The sequence below is a fragment of the uncultured Thalassospira sp. genome (assembly GCF_963976115.1).
Classification (GTDB): domain Bacteria; phylum Pseudomonadota; class Alphaproteobacteria; order Rhodospirillales; family Thalassospiraceae; genus Thalassospira.
Genome location: NZ_CAXBJJ010000001.1, coordinates 422884 through 440614 on the forward strand (window position 1 = coordinate 422884; position 17731 = coordinate 440614).

General features: G+C 53.4%; 16 protein-coding genes and 1 tRNA gene. 7 read left to right on the forward strand and 10 right to left on the reverse strand.

The genetic code is table 11. From position 1 onward, the window contains the following. Positions 1-73 precede the first annotated feature (73 nt). Entirely contained in the window at positions 74-1378 is a 1305-nt protein-coding gene (locus tag AAC086_RS01980) for an FAD-binding oxidoreductase (protein WP_339774607.1), read from the reverse strand. A 114-nt stretch (positions 1379-1492) separates the two neighbouring features. Here AAC086_RS01980 and AAC086_RS01985 point away from each other — a divergent pair, with 114 nt between their 5' ends. Both AAC086_RS01985 and AAC086_RS01990 read left to right on the forward strand, forming a co-directional pair. After that, positions 1493-2647: a PLP-dependent aspartate aminotransferase family protein gene (locus AAC086_RS01985; protein ID WP_339774608.1), complete on the forward strand. Its 1155-nt coding sequence runs from the start codon at positions 1493-1495 to the stop codon at positions 2645-2647. 43 nt (positions 2648-2690) lie between these two features. Further along, positions 2691-4034 carry a ChaN family lipoprotein gene (locus AAC086_RS01990; protein WP_339774609.1) on the forward strand — a complete coding sequence of 448 codons (1344 nt, stop codon included), beginning with the start codon at positions 2691-2693 and terminating at the stop codon, positions 4032-4034. Positions 4035-4048: 14 nt separating this feature from the next. Here the strand turns inward: AAC086_RS01990 and AAC086_RS01995 are convergent, their stop codons facing one another. The 5 genes from AAC086_RS01995 to AAC086_RS02015 form a co-directional block, all read right to left on the reverse strand. Further along, positions 4049-4636, reverse strand: a complete 588-nt coding sequence (locus AAC086_RS01995) for a hypothetical protein (RefSeq protein ID WP_339774610.1) — start codon at positions 4634-4636, stop codon at positions 4049-4051. Positions 4637-4728: 92 nt separating this feature from the next. Further along, positions 4729-5190, reverse strand: coding sequence for a hypothetical protein (locus AAC086_RS02000; RefSeq protein WP_339774612.1), 462 nt, complete (start codon positions 5188-5190; stop codon positions 4729-4731). Between the two features lie 126 nt (positions 5191-5316). Next, a complete protein-coding gene (locus AAC086_RS02005; protein WP_339774615.1) occupies positions 5317-5844 on the reverse strand; it encodes an adenine phosphoribosyltransferase in 528 nt (175 codons plus the stop codon). A 123-nt stretch (positions 5845-5967) separates the two neighbouring features. Continuing rightward, complete coding sequence (locus tag AAC086_RS02010) at positions 5968-6228, reverse strand: hypothetical protein (RefSeq protein ID WP_339774617.1); 261 nt, start codon at positions 6226-6228, stop codon at positions 5968-5970. 362 nt (positions 6229-6590) lie between these two features. Next, positions 6591-6860: a hypothetical protein gene (locus AAC086_RS02015; protein ID WP_339774619.1), complete on the reverse strand. Its 270-nt coding sequence runs from the start codon at positions 6858-6860 to the stop codon at positions 6591-6593. 435 nt (positions 6861-7295) lie between these two features. On the opposite strand from AAC086_RS02015, the gene AAC086_RS02020 reads away from it, so the two are divergent. The 3 genes from AAC086_RS02020 to AAC086_RS02030 all read left to right on the forward strand — a co-directional run bounded on the left by AAC086_RS02020 (position 7296) and on the right by AAC086_RS02030 (position 10921). Then, positions 7296-9011 (forward strand): HAMP domain-containing methyl-accepting chemotaxis protein, encoded by a 1716-nt coding sequence (locus tag AAC086_RS02020; RefSeq protein ID WP_339774621.1) that lies wholly within the window; start codon positions 7296-7298, stop codon positions 9009-9011. 383 nt (positions 9012-9394) lie between these two features. After that, entirely contained in the window at positions 9395-10189 is a 795-nt protein-coding gene (locus tag AAC086_RS02025) for a MotA/TolQ/ExbB proton channel family protein (protein ID WP_339774624.1), read from the forward strand. A 36-nt stretch (positions 10190-10225) separates the two neighbouring features. Further along, positions 10226-10921, forward strand: coding sequence for a flagellar motor protein MotB (locus AAC086_RS02030; protein WP_339774627.1), 696 nt, complete (start codon positions 10226-10228; stop codon positions 10919-10921). Between the two features lie 125 nt (positions 10922-11046). On the opposite strand, the gene AAC086_RS02035 is transcribed toward AAC086_RS02030, so the two are convergent. The 3 genes from AAC086_RS02035 to AAC086_RS02045 all read right to left on the reverse strand — a co-directional run bounded on the left by AAC086_RS02035 (position 11047) and on the right by AAC086_RS02045 (position 14272). Then, a complete protein-coding gene (locus AAC086_RS02035; RefSeq protein ID WP_339774630.1) occupies positions 11047-11883 on the reverse strand; it encodes an MBL fold metallo-hydrolase in 837 nt (278 codons plus the stop codon). A gap of 129 nt (positions 11884-12012) precedes the next feature. Then, positions 12013-12759 carry an SAM-dependent chlorinase/fluorinase gene (locus AAC086_RS02040; RefSeq protein ID WP_339774632.1) on the reverse strand — a complete coding sequence of 249 codons (747 nt, stop codon included), beginning with the start codon at positions 12757-12759 and terminating at the stop codon, positions 12013-12015. 157 nt (positions 12760-12916) lie between these two features. Next, complete coding sequence (locus tag AAC086_RS02045; RefSeq protein WP_339774634.1) at positions 12917-14272, reverse strand: tetratricopeptide repeat protein; 1356 nt, start codon at positions 14270-14272, stop codon at positions 12917-12919. Positions 14273-14562: 290 nt separating this feature from the next. Between AAC086_RS02045 and AAC086_RS02050 the strand changes: the two genes are divergently transcribed. Together AAC086_RS02050 and AAC086_RS02055 are read left to right on the forward strand one after the other, a co-directional pair. Then, entirely contained in the window at positions 14563-15834 is a 1272-nt protein-coding gene (locus AAC086_RS02050; RefSeq protein ID WP_339774635.1) for an EAL domain-containing protein, read from the forward strand. A 104-nt stretch (positions 15835-15938) separates the two neighbouring features. Continuing rightward, positions 15939-17426, forward strand: coding sequence for a DNA polymerase IV (locus AAC086_RS02055; protein WP_339774636.1), 1488 nt, complete (start codon positions 15939-15941; stop codon positions 17424-17426). 138 nt (positions 17427-17564) lie between these two features. Here AAC086_RS02055 and AAC086_RS02060 read toward each other — a convergent pair. Continuing rightward, a tRNA-Glu gene (locus AAC086_RS02060) sits at positions 17565-17640 on the reverse strand. Positions 17641-17731: the final 91 nt, after the last annotated feature.

Consider the following 17731-nt stretch of genomic DNA (forward strand, 5'->3'; position numbering starts at 1 on the left):
CCAAACGACTGACAATGCATAATGGCAAAGGCGAAACACCACACCACGACACAACACCCTCGCGCCGCCACCCTTACAGCATATCGTAAGGACGCCGCTTTTCGCCGGTTTCAAAGCGTGACAAACGGAAAGCATCCAGATTGATCGAGGATTGCCCGGTGGTTATCCATTCCGACAGCACCTTGCCAACAATGGGCCCCATGGCAAAACCATGCCCGGAAAAACCGGTGGCCACGAAAAAACCCTTGGGGGTGTCAAGCTGGTCAATCACCGGCACGGCATCGGGCGTTACATCAATATCACCGGCCCACTGATCAACAATTTGTGGCGTTTCGATATGAGGAAAAAGGCGTTTAAAGGCCGCAAGAGAGTTGCGAATACGTTTCGGGTTGGGCAAGGCGGTTGTTTGCCTGCGCCCCATCAGCGGTTTATCCGCCGCCGGGCTACCCGGCAAATGATCGGCCAGATCATCGATAAACCGCATATCAAGATGAAAATTAAAGCTACGCCAGTTGGCCTTGTAACCCGGCCAAAAATCGCCCGCATAGCGAAAACGCGACAGGGTCAGGTCGATATCGGTATTAATATCATCTGACAGATTTAACGAACCATCCGCGCGCTGACGAAACCCCAAGCCGTCCACCACGGCACTGGCCGCCGAAATGGGAGAAACCGGTTTGGTGCGAATAACCGTGCCGCGTGTGGTTTGCTGCGGTAAACGGCGGCCAAATCTGGCGACAAATTTATGGGTCATCGCCCCCGCAGCACAAATAACAATGCGGGTTTTAATCAGTCCCCGTTCGCTGATCACACCGCTGACCTGCCCGGCTTCGGTTTCAATGCCCAGTGCCCCGCATCCCTGCACAATCACGGCCCCCAAATCATGGGCCTTTTTTGCCAGGGCCGGGGCGGCTTTTTTCGGTTCGGCCTGCCCGTCATTGGGGGTAAAAATACCGCCGACACCGGGCGATGCAAGACCTGTCATCAAGCCTTCAACCTCGGCGCGGCCCAATTTGCGGGTGCCAATGTCATAGGGTTGGGAATCGGCCAGCCATTTTTCATACCGGGCCATTTCGGCGTCATCCTTGGCAACATACAAAACACCGCCCTGCCGCCATTCCAGATCCGCGCCAAGGTCGCGCTCCAGATCAGCCCAGATATCAATACAGGCTTTCATCAAGGGCAGTTCAACCGGGTCGCGGCCCTGCTGGCGCACAAACCCCCACGCCCGGCCAGACTGGTGCGAAGCAACCGTATCCTTTTCCAGCAAAACAACCGACATTCCGGCCTTTTGCAAATAATACGCGCTGGAGGCCCCTTGAATACCACCGCCAATAATGACAATGTCGGCCTGATCTGGAACGGTTTGTGTCGGCATGTGCATCATATCCCTGATAGCTGGTCTGCTGGGTATTTTTGTGGTTCCCCAAAATGATAGGGCGCATTAGGGTATAGCAATTAAGCATGGCCACCACCATCAGGGAAACCTAAAATGCCCCACAAAACAAATAACCGGCATGCCGCCACTGTTGCGGCACAGGCTCTGGGCTGGGTGGATGAAACAACACGTTCCGTCACCCCGCCGATTTATCCGTCAACCACGTTTGAACGCAATACCGACCTTAGCTATCACGACGGGCGGTGTTATACCCGCGCCGATAACCCGACCTATGATCAGGCCTGTGCCGTTTTAAACGCACTTGAAGGCGGCGCAGACAGCCGGTTGTTTGCATCGGGCATGGCGGCGGCTGTTTGTGTGCTGCAAGCCCTGCAACCGGGCGACCATGTGGTTGCACCCAAAATAATGTACTGGGCCTTGCGCGCATTTATGCAAGATATCGGTGTTCGGTCAGGCCTGTCGTTTGATTTCGTTGACAATGGCGACGCGGACGCATGGGCAAAACACATGCTGCCGGGCAAAACAAAGCTGATCTGGCTGGAAACTCCGGCCAACCCCGACTGGCAAATTACCGATATTGCCGCCGTTGCCAAAGCCGCCCACGACATTGGCGCCATTATTGCGGTTGATAACACGGTGGCAACGCCGCTGATTACCCGCCCGATTGAATTTGGCGCCGACATTGTGATGCATTCGGCCACCAAATACCTGAACGGGCATAGCGATGTTTTGGCAGGCACACTGACCTGCGCGCACAAAGATGCCTTTTGGGAGCAGGTTTGCAAACAGCACAAGGGCGGCGGTGCTGTTCTGGGTGTGTTTGAAACATGGCTGTTATTGCGCGGCATGCGCACCCTTTCGGTGCGGGTTGAACGGGCAAGCAGCAATGCGATGACGATTGCCCGGCATTTTGAACATCATGCCGAGATTGAACAGGTGCAATATCCCGGCCTTGAAAGTCATATCGGCCATGACATTGCCAAAAAGCAGATGCATGGTGGATTTGGTGGCATGTTGTCATTGCGGGTTAAAGGTGGCACCGAACGCGCCGTTGCCTTTCACAATGCCTGTAAACTGTTTAAACGTGCAACGTCGCTGGGCGGGGTTGAAAGCCTGATAGAACATCGCGCATCTGTTGAAGGCCCGACCAGCCCGGTCCCGGGCGATCTTTTGCGCATATCCGTCGGGATCGAACATATCGACGATTTGATTGACGATATTGAAACGGCCCTGAACCAGACCAGCTAACCCTGATCAGGTATCTTTTTTGCCAACAACACCGAACCGGAACATGACACCAAGTCACAACAAACCACAGGCCGGGAAAACCGGCTTCCCGTTTATTGTTTATCTGCTGACTGTTCTATGCGTTGGTACCATTGTTCCAGCGCAGGCGGCCAATAAGCCCATCAGCCCTATGTCGCCTGCGCCGGGATTAATCTATGACGTTGCCAAAAACGCCTATGTGCGGCTTGAAACCGTGCAATCAGCGGTCGCCGGGGTAAAATACATTTTGCTGGGTGAAACCCACAACAACCTGATCCACCATCAACGTCAGGCCGAATTGATCGATGTGTTATCGGGCGATGGCATAAAACGCGCCGTGGTGTGGGAAATGATCAATCGCGACCAGCAAGCGGCGCTAAACGCAGCCTGGTCTGACAAAAAAAAGACCATTGATGACATCGGCAGCCAGCTTGACTGGGACAATAGCGGCTGGCCCTCGTGGCAGGACTATTCCCCCATCGCCGAGGCCGCACGCCAGCACCAGTTGCCCATGATTGCGGGGAACCTGCCAGACGACCTGCCTGGCCCGCTGATGGACAAGGGCGTTGCCGCCCTGCCCGCAAGCCTGGCAAAAAAGCTGGCCCTGCCGCCCATGCCGGACGATACAAAAATACTGTTTGATCAGGAAATTGTCGATGCCCATTGCGGCATAATGTCCCCCGATCAGGCGCCGCCTTTCAGTATTATCCAGTTCACCCGCGATGCATCCCTGGCGCGTGCCATGTTTGACGCCTCCAAACAAAAAGGCATCGATGGCGCATTTTTAATTGCAGGTTCGATGCATGTTCGGGCCAATGTTGCTGTTCCATGGCATTTAAAACGGTTCGATCCCAAAGGCACAAGCATTGTCATCACCATGATTGAAGCCCCAAATCCCGGTGATCCTGCCGTGCCACCGGCCGATTATCTTAAGGCTTTTGGCCCCGGTCACAGTGTTGATTTTGTCTGGTTTACATCCGACCTTGACCAGTCTGACCCGTGCGAGGGCATTGTCATGCCGCACATCAAGGCCCTTGATGCAAAAAATGGCCCCACCGATGATACCGGCGCAGAAAATACGCCCGACACCCAAAATGACACCCAGGACGACGCATCTGACGGAAAAGATGCCGATGATCCATCCATCGCCGTCCCGGCGATACATGACGACATCACACAGGGCGACGATCAGGGGAATGATCAGGCCGATGATTTAACAGCACCATCAACAAATGAACTTGACAGCGCTGTACCTGCCCCGACGCAGACAGCCCCCAAAACAGGCCCCGCACCGATTATAGACCCGGAACCTTCAACCAACCCGATGCGCCGGATCATGCCGATCCCGCCTGCCCAGCCCAGGGAATAAGCCCCTGCAAACCGTTATTTCAAGCGACGCGGACGCCAGTCTGTTGTGGCAACGGGTTTGCCTTTGTGCGAACGCATGACACGCGGGCGCACAACATCGTCTGCTTCGGGGGTGGTCGCAGATTTACGAACTGCGGTATAAAATGTCACCATTTCGGTAAATGAAATAACCGTGCCCGGCCCGGCACGCCAGGCATCCTGATATGGCGCATGGTTGCGAATGGACGCATTTAAATGATCCACCGAATGATGACCGAACTGCCGCCAGATGCTTTCGATAAAGTGCTTGGTTTTATCATTGATGGCTTTTAACCGCACATCGGGCCGTGTTTCTTCCATCACCACATACAGGTTGGGTTCAATCGGCCCGCTTTCTTCGGCGACGAACAGAGCCGGCATCAGCATTGCCCCATGATAGGACGCGCCGAAATATCCCTGGGCCAGATACAACAACCGATGCAGTTTTTGTGGCTGCAAATATTCGTTATCGTTCAACGCATGATCAATCAGGCGGAACGCAACATCGAATACCGAATAAAGAACCGGTTTTTGTTTCATACCTGCCCTGATCACGACAAAAAACACTGCAAATGACAGCGACATTATAAATGCCCCTGTGGCACATGATAGCCAGCCCGCAATGTGACAACAAGGGATCTGTTACCCGGAAGGACCAAGACAGAAACAAGCCGCGATCAGATATGGAAATCAAGCCGCTGACCACGCGGGGGTACAGCACCATGCGTCACCGCATTGACCATGGCATATATGGATTGCGGGGAACGACGTGCGCCCAGGTCCAGCGGCCCGTCAAAATCAAGAAAATCGGCAAAGCGGGCATTTTCGAGGTCTATGGCATCGCTGGCATCGCGCGCAGCACCATTGCCCGCATTGCGGGCTCGGGCCTGCTGACTGTTTTCATGGGGGTTTTGGTCACGCTGGCCGCCACCCTGCGGGGCGCCATGGCCATTTTTCTGATCAATAAAGGCATTGAACAAAGTGCCGTCGGTGCCGGGCTGATACCCGAACTTTTCGTTGATTTGTTCAACACCAACATCGCGCCCCACCGATGCAATACCGCGCGCACCTGCCGGGGCCAACCGCGTCATATGCATGGCCGTATTGGTAATCTGGGCGGGGGGCAGTTGCGGTATCATCACCTTCACCATCGTTAACAAGATGGGCGTTCATTTGATCAACCCTTATGATCATACACCAACAGCGCAAAAAAATCATAAAAATCGACCAATATGAAACCTGAGGTTGCCGCGACCCGGCAATTGTCAGTCCCCGTCAAATTCAACAATGTTAAACACGGGAACGCCACGTTGACGAATGCGCGCAGCACCGCCAAGGTCTGGCAAATCGATGATAAAGGCGCAGGAAACAGCTATCGCCCCGGCCTTTTCAATCAAATCAATGGCCGCAAGGGCCGTGCCACCCGTTGCAATCAGATCATCCATAATCAAAACCCGTTGTCCGGGCTTTACTGCATCGACATGCATTTCGATAATGTCCGAGCCATATTCCAGATCATATTCAATCGAGACGGTTTTGGCGGGTAATTTTCCCTTTTTACGGATGGACACAAAACCCACCCCCAATGCCAGGGCGACTGCCGGGCCGATGATGAAACCACGGGCTTCGATACCGGCGATCACGTCAATTTTCTGGTCCTGAAACGCGCCAGCCAGTGTGTCGATCACGTCACGCAAACCTTCGGCATCGCCAAACAAGGTTGTAATATCGCGAAACATGATCCCTTTTCTCGGATAGTCGGGAATAGTACGAATAAGGGACTTAATCGACATAGCAGGTGAGACCTCCGACCCGGGTAAAACAAAGCCGCCATCAATGTATCGAATGGCGGCTTAAAATCGGGCAGCTTGGCGAAAAATGCAATGCCGCAATATGTGGTTCTGTATCAAAACATCTCAGGCGGCGTGGTGAAATTCCATTTTGCGCCCGCCGACAATGGCGTGCCCGGTCACACCACCTGCGCCAGCGACATATACCGCCGGGGTAAAATCATCGGCCAGTTTACGGCTGATTTCGGCACGGGTGCCGCGTGGCATGCCACTATCGGCAGCGCGTCGATTACCCCATACCGCCCGATATAAACGATAATCATGGTCATTGATCTGACCAAATACCTTTTCAACTTCCATCAAGGTCTGAACATAACTTTTATTCATGTCAGCCATCCTGTTGCTCGTTTTCCCGGATATGCCCGGCACAAAGCCCGGCATGGCATGGCCGCGCGCCTTTTATGTACTTCAGGGTACAGCGCATCGACCCCCGCGATATAATTCGGGAAATATGGTTTCTCAACTGCAGGACGGTGACATGTTGGCGAACATTTTGTGACGTCGGGCCGGAATATATCCGGTTTACTCCGGAAAACAGCCATATTCACCCAGCCTGGCGTTAACCGACCCGTCACAACGAAAAAGACAAAACGTTGCCGCCCCGTGATCGGAAGACGTTAAACCGGGCGCGCAAGCGCGGCGTTAGCTGCGCCCTTATGGCCCCGCCCGACTGACAATGATCAAACTGATCAGTGAATGTTGTTCGTCGCGGCGTCGATATCCCCGCTTTGCTGATCCATCTGCTTTTGCAGGGCTTCGGCATATTCACCGTAAATGCGGCCTTCAAGGGACAGTTCAAGAAACCGGATATAATCCTGCTCATTTCCAATTTTATGACGTGCCACCGTAATCACATCAAAGGGGGACTGCGCATCCAGCCCATATTGCCGGATCAGCACCAGCATTTCGGCAGTAATGTCTTCCAGCTTTTTTTGTGCTTCGACAAAGGTAATATTCATGATCAACCCCAACTTGTGATATGCCCGTTACGCCGCTGTTTGCCAGCGACTTATCCCGTTACAAGCTGTATGCCTGCCTATCGATATAAATTCAACCGTGACCCAATGAGATTAAGGCATCGCACACGAAATTGTTCCCGATGCAGGCCAACAACCACCGCTGACTGGATCTGACGCGCAACAGGGTTGCGACCTTTCTTTGGAGAGACCGCGACAATTGAAACCACACGTTTAAAAAATAGAACGATAATTGCAATAACAACGAATAGAAAATTGGAATATTTCTGAATAAGCCCTTGGAGTTGAGGCAAATCAATGCTTCCAAAAGCCGGAAGGGCGACGTTTAAGTACACTAAGTCATTCGTTGCACAAGCATGTTTCGGGATCTTGTGCGTATATGTTTATTGCCGGTTTTGACGGGCTTGAGGGAATTTGATGGCGCTTTTATCCAGTTGGAAACGGATGGGAATTCGTAAACGGTTTATGGTTGCATCGGCCTTTGGTGTGACGGCAGTCATGGTAATTGGTTTGGTCATGATCGCCATGACAGAACGCCATGCGATGGATGCCAAGCTCAAACAACTTAGTGACAATGAACTGACATCCCTGCACGCCCTGATTGTGAACGTGATGGCCGCCCGAGTTGATGATTCAGATGATATCGGCATTCGCGTGTTCAACAACTGGTTTGATAGCCGCAACCAGGATTACCCTGGCGAATTATGGTCGGTCTGGGCACCCAAAACCCTGGCCTACATGAAGGAAAACGAAGAAAAGCCCCTTAAACTTCCACGCGATGCCATCGATGAAGAAGCCATTCAGACCGGCAAACTGGTTGGTCGCTATACCGATGAAGGCACCTATCGCATGTCGATGCCGATTGTTCTGGGTGTGACCAAGGGTGCCGACAAGGAAGTTTGCTTTACCTGCCATGCCGGGTTAATGGACGAAGAAAAAGGCGACGTGATTGCCGTTTTGTCCTCCAGCCTGTCGGTCGCGCCAGAACAGGCAAAGACCAACACCATCCTGTTTGGGATTGCCATTGGCGGCATTATTGTTGCCATTTTGACCGTGTTCGGTATTCGGGCATTGCTTTCCAACATTGTTACCAACCCGCTGTCGCAACTTAATCAAGTGATGCACAAACTGGCCGAAGGTCGCACCGATCTGGAAATTGAAAACACGCAGCGTCATGACGAAATTGGCGCAATGGCACGATCGGTAGAGGTTTTTAAAACCAATGCCCTTGCCAAAGAACGGATGGAAAAAGAACAAAAAGCCGCACAACAGCAGCGTGAACAACGCATGGTTCGGCTTGAAACAATGATTGGCGATTTCGAAAAAATTATCGCCGCCATCGTATCGTCGGTGTCAACGTCTGCCACAAAAATGCAAAACACCGCGCGTGAACTGGTTGGCGAAGCCGATCAGGCCAGCAAGAACGCGACCACCGTGGCCGCTGCTTCGGAAGAAGCAACCACCAATGTACGCACGGTTTCCGAAGCCGCCGATCATTTGTCCGCATCCATCACGCAGATTGGCGACAAGGCCCATCAATCGACCGAAATTACCGCCGAGGCATCACGCGAAGCCGATATTTCAAGCCGCACTGTCGCTGGCCTTTCCGAGGCGGCTGGTAAAATTGGCGAAATCGTTAATCTGATCAGCGATATTGCAGGTCAAACCAACCTTCTGGCCCTGAACGCCACCATCGAGGCTGCCCGTGCCGGGGAAGCAGGCAAGGGTTTTGCCGTTGTTGCCGCCGAGGTCAAAAACCTTGCCAACCAGACCGCACGCGCAACCGACGAAATCTCTGACCAGATTAACGCCATCCAGAATGAAACCGGTAAAACGGTAAAATCCATTCAGGACATTTCGGATGTCATCATGCGCATTACCGACATCACCGGCACCATTTCCGAAGCCGTGCGCGAACAGGCCGATGCCACCAACGAAATTGCCCGCAATGTTGAACAGGCCGCACTTGGCACCCAGGAAGTAACCCGTAATATTGAACGGGTCAGCCAAACCGTTGGTGAAACCGACAAATCGGCCCATTCGGTACTCCACGTTGCCGAAGAACTTGGCGCGCTTTCGCAAAACCTGCGTGCCGAAGTTGACCGCTTCCTCGATGGCATTCGCGGCGCATAACGCCATTTCCCGGTTGCCCTGGGCCGCGCAGAGGCGTTGATGTTCGGCCCTGCCCCGGCATTTTCGGTTATTGAAAAATCGTGGCACCCTGTGCAGATACCCTGTCGGGGTCGGTGCAGGGTGTTTTTTTGTCATGCGCCAAATAGGTCATCATGTCCCGACACGTAATACATAGCGTCTTTTTTTCAACTTTTGTAAATTTCGACGTCCCCTAAAAACGTTCAAGTCGAAAAACAGGGCCGATTTGCGCTTTGGAAGGCTCTTTGCTTAACAGGAACGCAAACGCAGTCTATGATGCTTCCAGAAGTGCGCTGCCTTTGGCAGGTCTGCGAAGTGGGAGACAGAAGTCAGGAAGACTTCTGTACGGGGGAACTTAAAAAGCAATGTCGCTGACAACAATTTTCGGGATTATGGCCGGTATCGGCCTGTTTGTTGCGTCGATCTATATCTCGACTGACAATTATGTCGTCTTTCTTAGCCTGTCCAGTGTGTTGATGGTGCTCGGCGGGACGTTTGCAGCAACATTCATCGCCTATGAAACACGGTATGTATGGCTCGCAATCAAATTGATTTTTAAAATTTTCCGGGCCCCGCGCATGGGCCGCGGACAATTGACCGGCGAAGTCGGCCGGGTGGTCAAATGGGGGTATCTGATGCAGAAAAAAGGCATCAACGCCCTTGAACAGGAAGTTACCCGGCTGGGCAAGGAAGAACCGTTTCTGGGCTGGGCGATGGAAATCGTCATTACCGGCTATAACGGCGATGATGTTTCCGACATGCTCTATAATGCAATCGACAGTTCCTATAACCGCAATCTGGTGCCGGTTGATATCTTGCGCAGCATGGCGGGTGCCGCACCTGCCTTTGGCATGATCGGAACGCTGGTGGGCCTTGTCATCATGCTTGATAAAATGGGTGACGATCCGACATCGCTGGGTGCCGGTCTGGCGATTGCACTGATCACAACCCTTTATGGCATTGTCGCGGCGCGGTTCTTTTTCATTCCTGCCGCCAGCAAAATCCAGCAGCGCGAAGACATTATGAAATTTCGCAATTCGCTGATTGCCGAAGGCCTGATCATGCTGGCAGACCGCAAAGGCCCGCGCGCCATTCAGGACCGGATGAATTCGTTTCTGGACCCGGCCATCCATTTCAATATGGACAAGACCCCGCAATAAACCGGTTTGGTTCTTCTCTGAATACAGGACATGCTTATGGCCCGGCGTCGCAGATCACCGTTAGACACGAAACGCCCCGCAGAAATCAACGAGGATTGGCTGGCAACCTATGCCGATGCCATTACCTTGCTAATGGCGTTTTTTGTCATGCTTGTCAGCTTTTCCAAAATCGAGTTGCCGATATTTGAAAAGATTCAGGCGGGTATCGCTGAAAATATCGGCAAGCGCAGTGTGGTGCGCCCCACCGAAATTCTGGAAACCGACCTGAAAGACGTTGTTTTCAACCTGCAACTGGATAAATCCGTCAGTGTTAAAACCGATGACGAAGGCATTCTGATGGAGCTTGCCAGCGGATCGTTTTTTCAACCCGGATCGGCAGATCTGACGCGTGACGCGGTTCTGTTTTTGAAAGACGTGGGCGATCTGTTAAAACAGCCGCGCTATATGGGCTTTCAAATTGAAGTTAAGGGGCACACCGATGATTCCCCGATCAACACGCCACGTTTTCCGTCCAACTGGGAACTGGCAGCAGGCCGGGCAATTGCCGTTGTGCGCTTTTTTGGCGCGGTTGGTGTTGATCCGCAATCAGACCGAATGCGCGCCATTTCCTATGGCGATACCATGCCCAAATTACCCAACGAAGATGACCAGGGCAACCCGATACCGGAAAACCGCGAAGTCAACCGCCGGATCGAAGTGCGGGTCTTCCCTAAATATGCGCGCGGGCTTTAAAGCACGCTTGCCAACGCCAAAGACCCCTGCCAGAATTCAATTGCGGTATCAAGCAGCACCTTTTGCGATAAAACCGGCCAATAAATGCTGACCTTGGCCCGGAATGTAGCCCAAGCGAGCCCCCATCAGGATGATTTGCCCGTAACCTCGACAACCATTTCATCGCGTGCGGCAAATACTGGCGGCCATTCTGCCTGGGCCTGTTTTTCGATCGCAGCCATTATTGCATCATCGTGGTCCGGGTCATGATGAAACAGGGCCAATCGCCCGACACCATTTGCCCGGCACAGCCTGATCCCCTCGCGCCAGGTGGAATGCCCCCACCCGACCCGCTTTTCAAATTCGTCATCGGTATAGGAGGCATCATAAATCACCAGATCGGCCCCGGCGATAAAACCCAGCACTGTCTGGTCGATCTGCCCCGGTCGATGTTCGGTATCAGTAACATAGCAAACCGACGCCCCGCCATACTCAACCCGATAAGCCGTTGCGCCGTTGGGGTGACGCAAGGGGGCCGTTCGCACGGCAATTTCGGGGGCAGGATGCAACGTTATGCCGGTATCAAAATCGTAAAAGGTTAATTTGGAACGCATTGCCGACAAGGGCACAGGAAAGGTCGGATTAGCCATCTGGGATGAAAAAACCTTTTCGACCCCGCCCTGCCCGGTCAAATGGCCTGCGAAAATGTCGAAGTTATTGCCAGGATCATAGGCCGGGACAAAAAACGGAAACCCGTTGATGTGGTCCCAATGGGTATGGGTTAGAAAAATAGACGCATGGGAAACACCCCGCCGAACCAGATCACGCCCCAGATTGCGAATGCCGGTGCCAGCATCAAAAATCAGAACCCGGTCCCCAACCCGCATTTCAACACAACTGGTATTGCCACCATAAACCACATGGTCTGGCGATGGGCAGGCGATGCTGCCACGCACGCCCCAAAATTTGACCGCGATGGTCATATTGTGCGTTTCCCGTTCTTTTTGGCAGTCAGACCATGACTGGACTGCATTTTTCAAACATTGGCCCGGCATGGGGGCCTGCTCTGGCTAACATCACACGCATCAGCGGCATATCAGCAGGTCCTGCCCCTAAACTGAACCGGCCCATTCAATGACTGCGCCTGTTTCAATATGTGGCAACGCATCGGCGCGCCCGCCATTAACCGCAATTTCAACCAAACCAAAAGCATTTTCGTACCAGAAAGCCTCTCCCGGTCGCACATCGGAAAATGTGCGTGCCCGCGAAATCGGCATATCCCCTGCTTTTAACAAGGTCTGGCCCGGAACGACCACGGCAGCACGAAGCCCGGTCATTACGTTTCCATATCCATCAATATAAATAACTTGCGCCAGATCATCGGGCCAGTTTATGGCGTCGGCAAACCGGGCTGATACATCAATTTCACGGCAGGCAACATCCTTGCCCGCCGCGATCATGCCCGCAACCGGGCCAAAAATATCCCGGCCATGAAAACTGGCGGACACGTCCTCCGGTTCCCAGTCAATTTGCCATAAACGCACGTCTTTGGCCCGGCGCAACCACAGTTCAAACAAGCCGTTATCCGGCCCGACAAGCCAGACGCCATCGCAATGTGCCATCAGGCCGCGCCGGTCACTGCCAACGCCGGGGTCCACAACGCACAGTCCGACATCCCCGTGAGTAAATTCGCCCCGGCACGATGCCAGCAAATAGGCGGCCTTCATCGGGTCGCGATCCGGGGCATCGACCATCAGATCAACCACCACGGCCTCCGGCCCGGCATGGCGCAAAATGGCCGCCTGCATTGCCCCACGATAAGGGCCTGTGGCCTGAAAGTCGCTAAACACCAAAATCATGACATCACCTTGTTGGCGGCCCAGTCTGATCCTGATTGCGGCAATGGCATATGATAAACATCACAATACAAACACCGCAGATACCGGGCAGGCCACATCCGTAAAAAATACAATGACCTACCTTGGCCTGCAAAACGGCCCCAGCCCGGTGTGACCTTTATTTAACATCACAAAACTGGCCACGCTTTTTCAAATCTGCACAAACCTGCGCGGCCTTGCGCGGGTCCATCCCATCGGCCAGCAACCGGTAAAAGGTGCCTTTGCCCGGCACCGTTACCTTGCGTATTTCATGATCCAGCCCACCAAGCTCGTTCGCGAACCGGCTTCCCAGAATCAGCCAGCCCCGTTCAGCCTGGGTCTGATTGCGATAGGATGCCAGATGGATTTCCGCCCCGGCGGACGATTTGGCAGGGGCACTGGCAACCTTGTTGACCGGGCGGCTGGGCGCGTCTGCCCCTGTTGCAACGCGGCGAACAGGTTGACCTTCCTGCGCCACCATGCTGGCATTGGCCGGTTCAATGATTGATGCTTCAATCGCATTGCGTTCTTTGGTGAACTCGGTCGACGTAATCAGTTTTTCCTTTTGCAGATCTTCGATCCGCGAAATTTTGCGGGCGGCATCCATCAACCCTTGAGGAGCCGGGGCGGGTGTCGCCCGTTCACGCGGGTCTGCAGGCAACAGACCATCCAAAATCGCTGTGCGCTCATTGACATGGTCCTGCACTGTCACAGCCCCCATCTGCAATGATTTGTTTAACTGTTCCAGCCGACTTTGAATTTCGCGCCCGTCAGGGGGTTCCCGATCAAGATAGGCGGCCGGTGCCGGTGCCGTCATCGGCAGCAAGGCACCCAGATTGGCAGCCCGGCGTGCCGAATATTCCTCGGGCGTGATCAAGCCTGCGGTTTGCAGATTCCGCAAAATTGCAAACCGCCTGGCAATATTGGCATCGGCCCTTGTCGCATTTGCCGGTTGCGGCTGGGCCGTGGCATTATCAAACGGGCCTGCCATCATGGCCGCACCATTCGTCGATGCCGCCGCCATCTTCATGGCATCCGGGCTGACACCGACCACGCCGGGCTGGCCCTGCTCCAACCGGCCAAGATTATATTGGGCGGCATCGCGTAGCGGGTGCAACTGGGTTGTATTGGGACCTGCCATCACAATGGTACCAGGCGGATTGGCGGCGATAACGGCGCTATAATCCTGGCGGGCCTTCTCGGGGCGCCCGGTATTTTGATAAACAAGACCACGCCACAACAAAGCATAACCATTCAGGGGATTACGCTCAATCGCGGCATCAAGAAACTTTTCTGCCGCAGGATAATTGCCTGATACCAATTCGGAAAGGCCCAGTGCGGTATCATCCTTGCCCGCAAACGATGTCGCCTGGTTCCAGAATTCCTGATCCCCGATCGGTGCACATGCCGCACTGACGGAAACAATGCCCGCCAAAATCAGGATACGCAGCCCACGACCACCAAAAGTCATGGTTTTATCTTTTACCGCGTTCATTACGCCAACCCCATATACCCAGATGCAAAACAAGGGACCACTTCCCTGTTGCCCTGTCAAGTTTGTGAAACCGCGAACATTGATGTCACCTTTCAAACAGTTTGATCGATGGCCTTGCAATAATTCGTTAAAATCGCTTGGTTTACCTGCGGACTATGCGCTATGGCTTGCATTTGAAGGACGAATGAAAACATATGCGGAAAGACATATATTAACCTCGCCTTCAGAGAGATATGGTTAAATTTACGGCAAAGGTATAAGGTGCTTACCGTTTACTCAGGGGAATGGGCTTGATTGAGCCGCAACAATATGGACAACAGGCATTGCAGGAACACCTGCTGCTTGATTACGTGCAACGTCTGGAAACCCGTAAATTCGGGCATCGGGCGGTGCATATCCATTTGTCGCGCCTAAAGCCGTTTCATCGCCGGGATTATCACATTCGCGTTGCGACCAATACGTTCGAAAGTTACGTCAAACTTTTTGTTGGCCGCATTTTTGTTCTCAGTAACGATGATCTTTTGTTCATCTGGAAAGACAGAACAATTGCAGATGTAGAGCCGGGGGTGGAAACCCTGCGTTATCTGTTCCGCGATGACCCCGTGGCCCAGGACGAAAGCGAAGAAACCGGTTTTTGCACCTGGTACAATCTGAATACTGAATTTCAGGAATTTTTGCTCCTGTGCCGCTATATGAGCGAAAGCGCGCAAAAACTGCAACGCCGCAACCTGTCGACAGAAAAGAAACTTCAGTTGCAGCCGATCAATGCCGACAATCTGGCGCAACTTGAAGAAACCATCCATACCGCCGATCTGTCCGCCCATATCCGCCAGCAACCGGTCTGCGTGCTGTCAAAAAACAATGGCGGCGAACTTCATCCGGTATTTGACGAATTTTTTGTCTCGATTTCAGAACTGCGTGATGCGGTCATGCCCAATATTGACCTGGCATCAAACAAGTGGCTGTTTCAGCACATGACCGAAGTGCTCGATAAACGCATGCTCAATTATCTGTGCAAGCGAACGTTTAAAACCCATGCATCATCCTTTTCGATCAATCTGAACCTGGCCACGTTAACATCGCGCGAATTTGAGCGGTTTGACGAAATTGTGCGCCGCGGCTGGCCGGGTAATGTGATTTTGGAATTCAATCAGGTTGACCTGTTTTCAAACCTGGAAACCTATTTGCATTTGCGCGACGAGTTCCATGAACGGGGTTACCGTATCCTGATCGACAATTTAACGGTTGAATCTTTATCGTTTGTGGATCGTACCAGCCTGAAGGCTGATTTTATCAAGATCGCCTGGCGTGAAGAAATGACAGATAACGTCATTCGCAAAAAATACAGCGAAATGGATACCCTTGTTCAACAGTCTGGCCGAGAGCGCGTTATTCTATGCCGCTGCGACAGCCCAACCGCGATCCGGTTTGGTCAATCGCTGGGCATTACCCTGTTTCAGGGCCGCTATGTTGACAATATGGTTGCCCGAACCCGCCGGGCCAAGAAAGCCAGCAAGGTGGCAAAAACGGCCAAAGCCGCCGCCGCACCAAAAACACCCTGATCCCCGGGCACCTGGCGTTCTTTCCTGACAGAAACTGTCAGTCACGTTTTGTTCGCTGCTAATTCTTCTTTGCGAAAAGCGAACAAAAGAAGTACAAAAAAGGCATGACATACGCGATTTGCCCTTCCTGCCTGCATAAATGGCGGCCACCGGTTTTGGCCGCGCCCGCCATTTTGTGCCCGCACTGTGGTGACAAACGCAGCATCGCCCATGCTGAATTACCCGAACTTCAAATCGGACATCTGGACTGCGATGCGTTTTATGCGTCGATCGAGAAGCGCGACCGCCCGGAACTGGCCCATCAGCCGGTTATTATTGGCGGCGGCAAACGCGGCGTTGTGTCGACCTGCTGTTATATGGCGCGTAAATTTGGCGTCCGGTCGGCCATGCCGGCCTTCAAGGCCCGCGAACTTTGCCCCGACGGTATTTTTTTGCCGCCTGACATGGCCAAATACCAGCGCGAAGGCATGCGGGTCCGCGACATGATGCGGGCCGTGACGCCGGTCATCGAACCCCTGTCAATCGACGAAGCCTTTATGGATTTGACCGATTCCTATGAACGAACCGGCAAAAGCCCGGCTGAAAATCTGGTCGCGCTGCAACGGTTGATTTTGCAGGAAGTTGGCATCACGGTATCGATCGGCCTGTCCTATAACAAATTTTTGGCAAAGATCGCATCTGACCTGAACAAACCGTTTGGCTTTTCGCTGATTGGCCGGGCGGAAGCCGTCGAATTTCTGTCTGACAAGCCGGTTCGCATGATGTGGGGTGTTGGCCCGGCCATGGAACGCAAACTGCATCAGGACGGCATTAAAACGATCGGGCAACTACACGAAATTGATATCCACCACCTGCAAGGCCGATATGGCAGTATCGGCAAGCGGTTTTACCATTTCTCCCGCGGGGAAGATAACCGACAGGTTGAAACCACGTCGGAACGCAAAAGTCTTTCATCGGAAACAACCTTTAGCGACGACATTTCCGACAGCACCGCATTGGGCGACATTTTAACCCGGTTGACCGGGCGGGTTGCGCATGACCTGGAGCGCAAACGCATTGCCGGGCACACGGTGGTTCTAAAACTGAAAACAGCCGATTTCAAATCGCGAACCCGCAACATGCGCCTGGCCTATCCCACCTTGCGCGAAGACGTTATTTTGCAAAGTGCCATGACCCTTTTGCACCGCGAAATCGATGGCACCAAATTTCGGCTGCTAGGTGTTGGTGTAACCGATTTGTTTAGTGCCGCCGCCGCCGACCCGGACGACCTGTTTGCGACAAAAGCCACCGCAACCGACGAGATCACGTCAGGGGTCGCAGGCAACATTCCGACACCCGGCCCCCTCCCCGCTGTTTCAGCACAGCAAAAACCGTTACAGAACGGAACCGGCGAAACAACACCAAACCATGCCGTCATGCGGGCTACGCCCCCGGTGACAAGTGAAACACCTGCACCTGCGGCCAACCGCCCGCTCATTACGATCAAAAACGACCTGCTGCCCCGGCCAACAACAGAGCAACTGCGCGAAAGCCTGACACGGCCCTATCGCAAGCAGGTTAAACAACCCCGGCAGCACAAGTTTGTTTTTTAAGAAGACAGCATGTTTTCGCCATCCCGCGCCCAACGGCCATATCAGAGGATACATAACACCGAAAAAATTCGTGCTTTAAAGCAAAAAATCACCCAACCCGTCAGGGAAAGGTGATTGTGGGCATTTCCAAAAAGGAAATGGCGTCCCCTAGGGGATTCGAACCCCTGTTGCCGCCGTGAAAGGGCAGTGTCCTAGGCCTCTAGACGAAGGGGACGCAGATCGCAAAGCGATTTTATGTGGACTGTGTTTCGGTGGCGTCCCCTAGGGGATTCGAACCCCTGTTGCCGCCGTGAAAGGGCAGTGTC

What these genes read in the sequence shown, in the direction of transcription:
- AAC086_RS01980 (WP_339774607.1), bottom strand. Translation starts at nt 1,378, where the DNA reads ATGCCGACACAAACCGTTCCAGATCAGGCCGACATTGTCATTATTGGC.
- AAC086_RS01985 (WP_339774608.1), top strand. Translation starts at nt 1,493, where the DNA reads ATGCCCCACAAAACAAATAACCGGCATGCCGCCACTGTTGCGGCACAG.
- AAC086_RS01990 (WP_339774609.1), top strand. Translation starts at nt 2,691, where the DNA reads ATGACACCAAGTCACAACAAACCACAGGCCGGGAAAACCGGCTTCCCG.
- AAC086_RS01995 (WP_339774610.1), bottom strand. Translation starts at nt 4,636, where the DNA reads ATGTCGCTGTCATTTGCAGTGTTTTTTGTCGTGATCAGGGCAGGTATG.
- AAC086_RS02000 (WP_339774612.1), bottom strand. Translation starts at nt 5,190, where the DNA reads ATGATACCGCAACTGCCCCCCGCCCAGATTACCAATACGGCCATGCAT.
- AAC086_RS02005 (WP_339774615.1), bottom strand. Translation starts at nt 5,844, where the DNA reads ATGTCGATTAAGTCCCTTATTCGTACTATTCCCGACTATCCGAGAAAA.
- AAC086_RS02010 (WP_339774617.1), bottom strand. Translation starts at nt 6,228, where the DNA reads ATGAATAAAAGTTATGTTCAGACCTTGATGGAAGTTGAAAAGGTATTT.
- AAC086_RS02015 (WP_339774619.1), bottom strand. Translation starts at nt 6,860, where the DNA reads ATGAATATTACCTTTGTCGAAGCACAAAAAAAGCTGGAAGACATTACT.
- AAC086_RS02020 (WP_339774621.1), top strand. Translation starts at nt 7,296, where the DNA reads ATGGCGCTTTTATCCAGTTGGAAACGGATGGGAATTCGTAAACGGTTT.
- AAC086_RS02025 (WP_339774624.1), top strand. Translation starts at nt 9,395, where the DNA reads ATGTCGCTGACAACAATTTTCGGGATTATGGCCGGTATCGGCCTGTTT.
- AAC086_RS02030 (WP_339774627.1), top strand. Translation starts at nt 10,226, where the DNA reads ATGGCCCGGCGTCGCAGATCACCGTTAGACACGAAACGCCCCGCAGAA.
- AAC086_RS02035 (WP_339774630.1), bottom strand. Translation starts at nt 11,883, where the DNA reads ATGACCATCGCGGTCAAATTTTGGGGCGTGCGTGGCAGCATCGCCTGC.
- AAC086_RS02040 (WP_339774632.1), bottom strand. Translation starts at nt 12,759, where the DNA reads ATGATTTTGGTGTTTAGCGACTTTCAGGCCACAGGCCCTTATCGTGGG.
- AAC086_RS02045 (WP_339774634.1), bottom strand. Translation starts at nt 14,272, where the DNA reads ATGAACGCGGTAAAAGATAAAACCATGACTTTTGGTGGTCGTGGGCTG.
- AAC086_RS02055 (WP_339774636.1), top strand. Translation starts at nt 15,939, where the DNA reads ATGACATACGCGATTTGCCCTTCCTGCCTGCATAAATGGCGGCCACCG.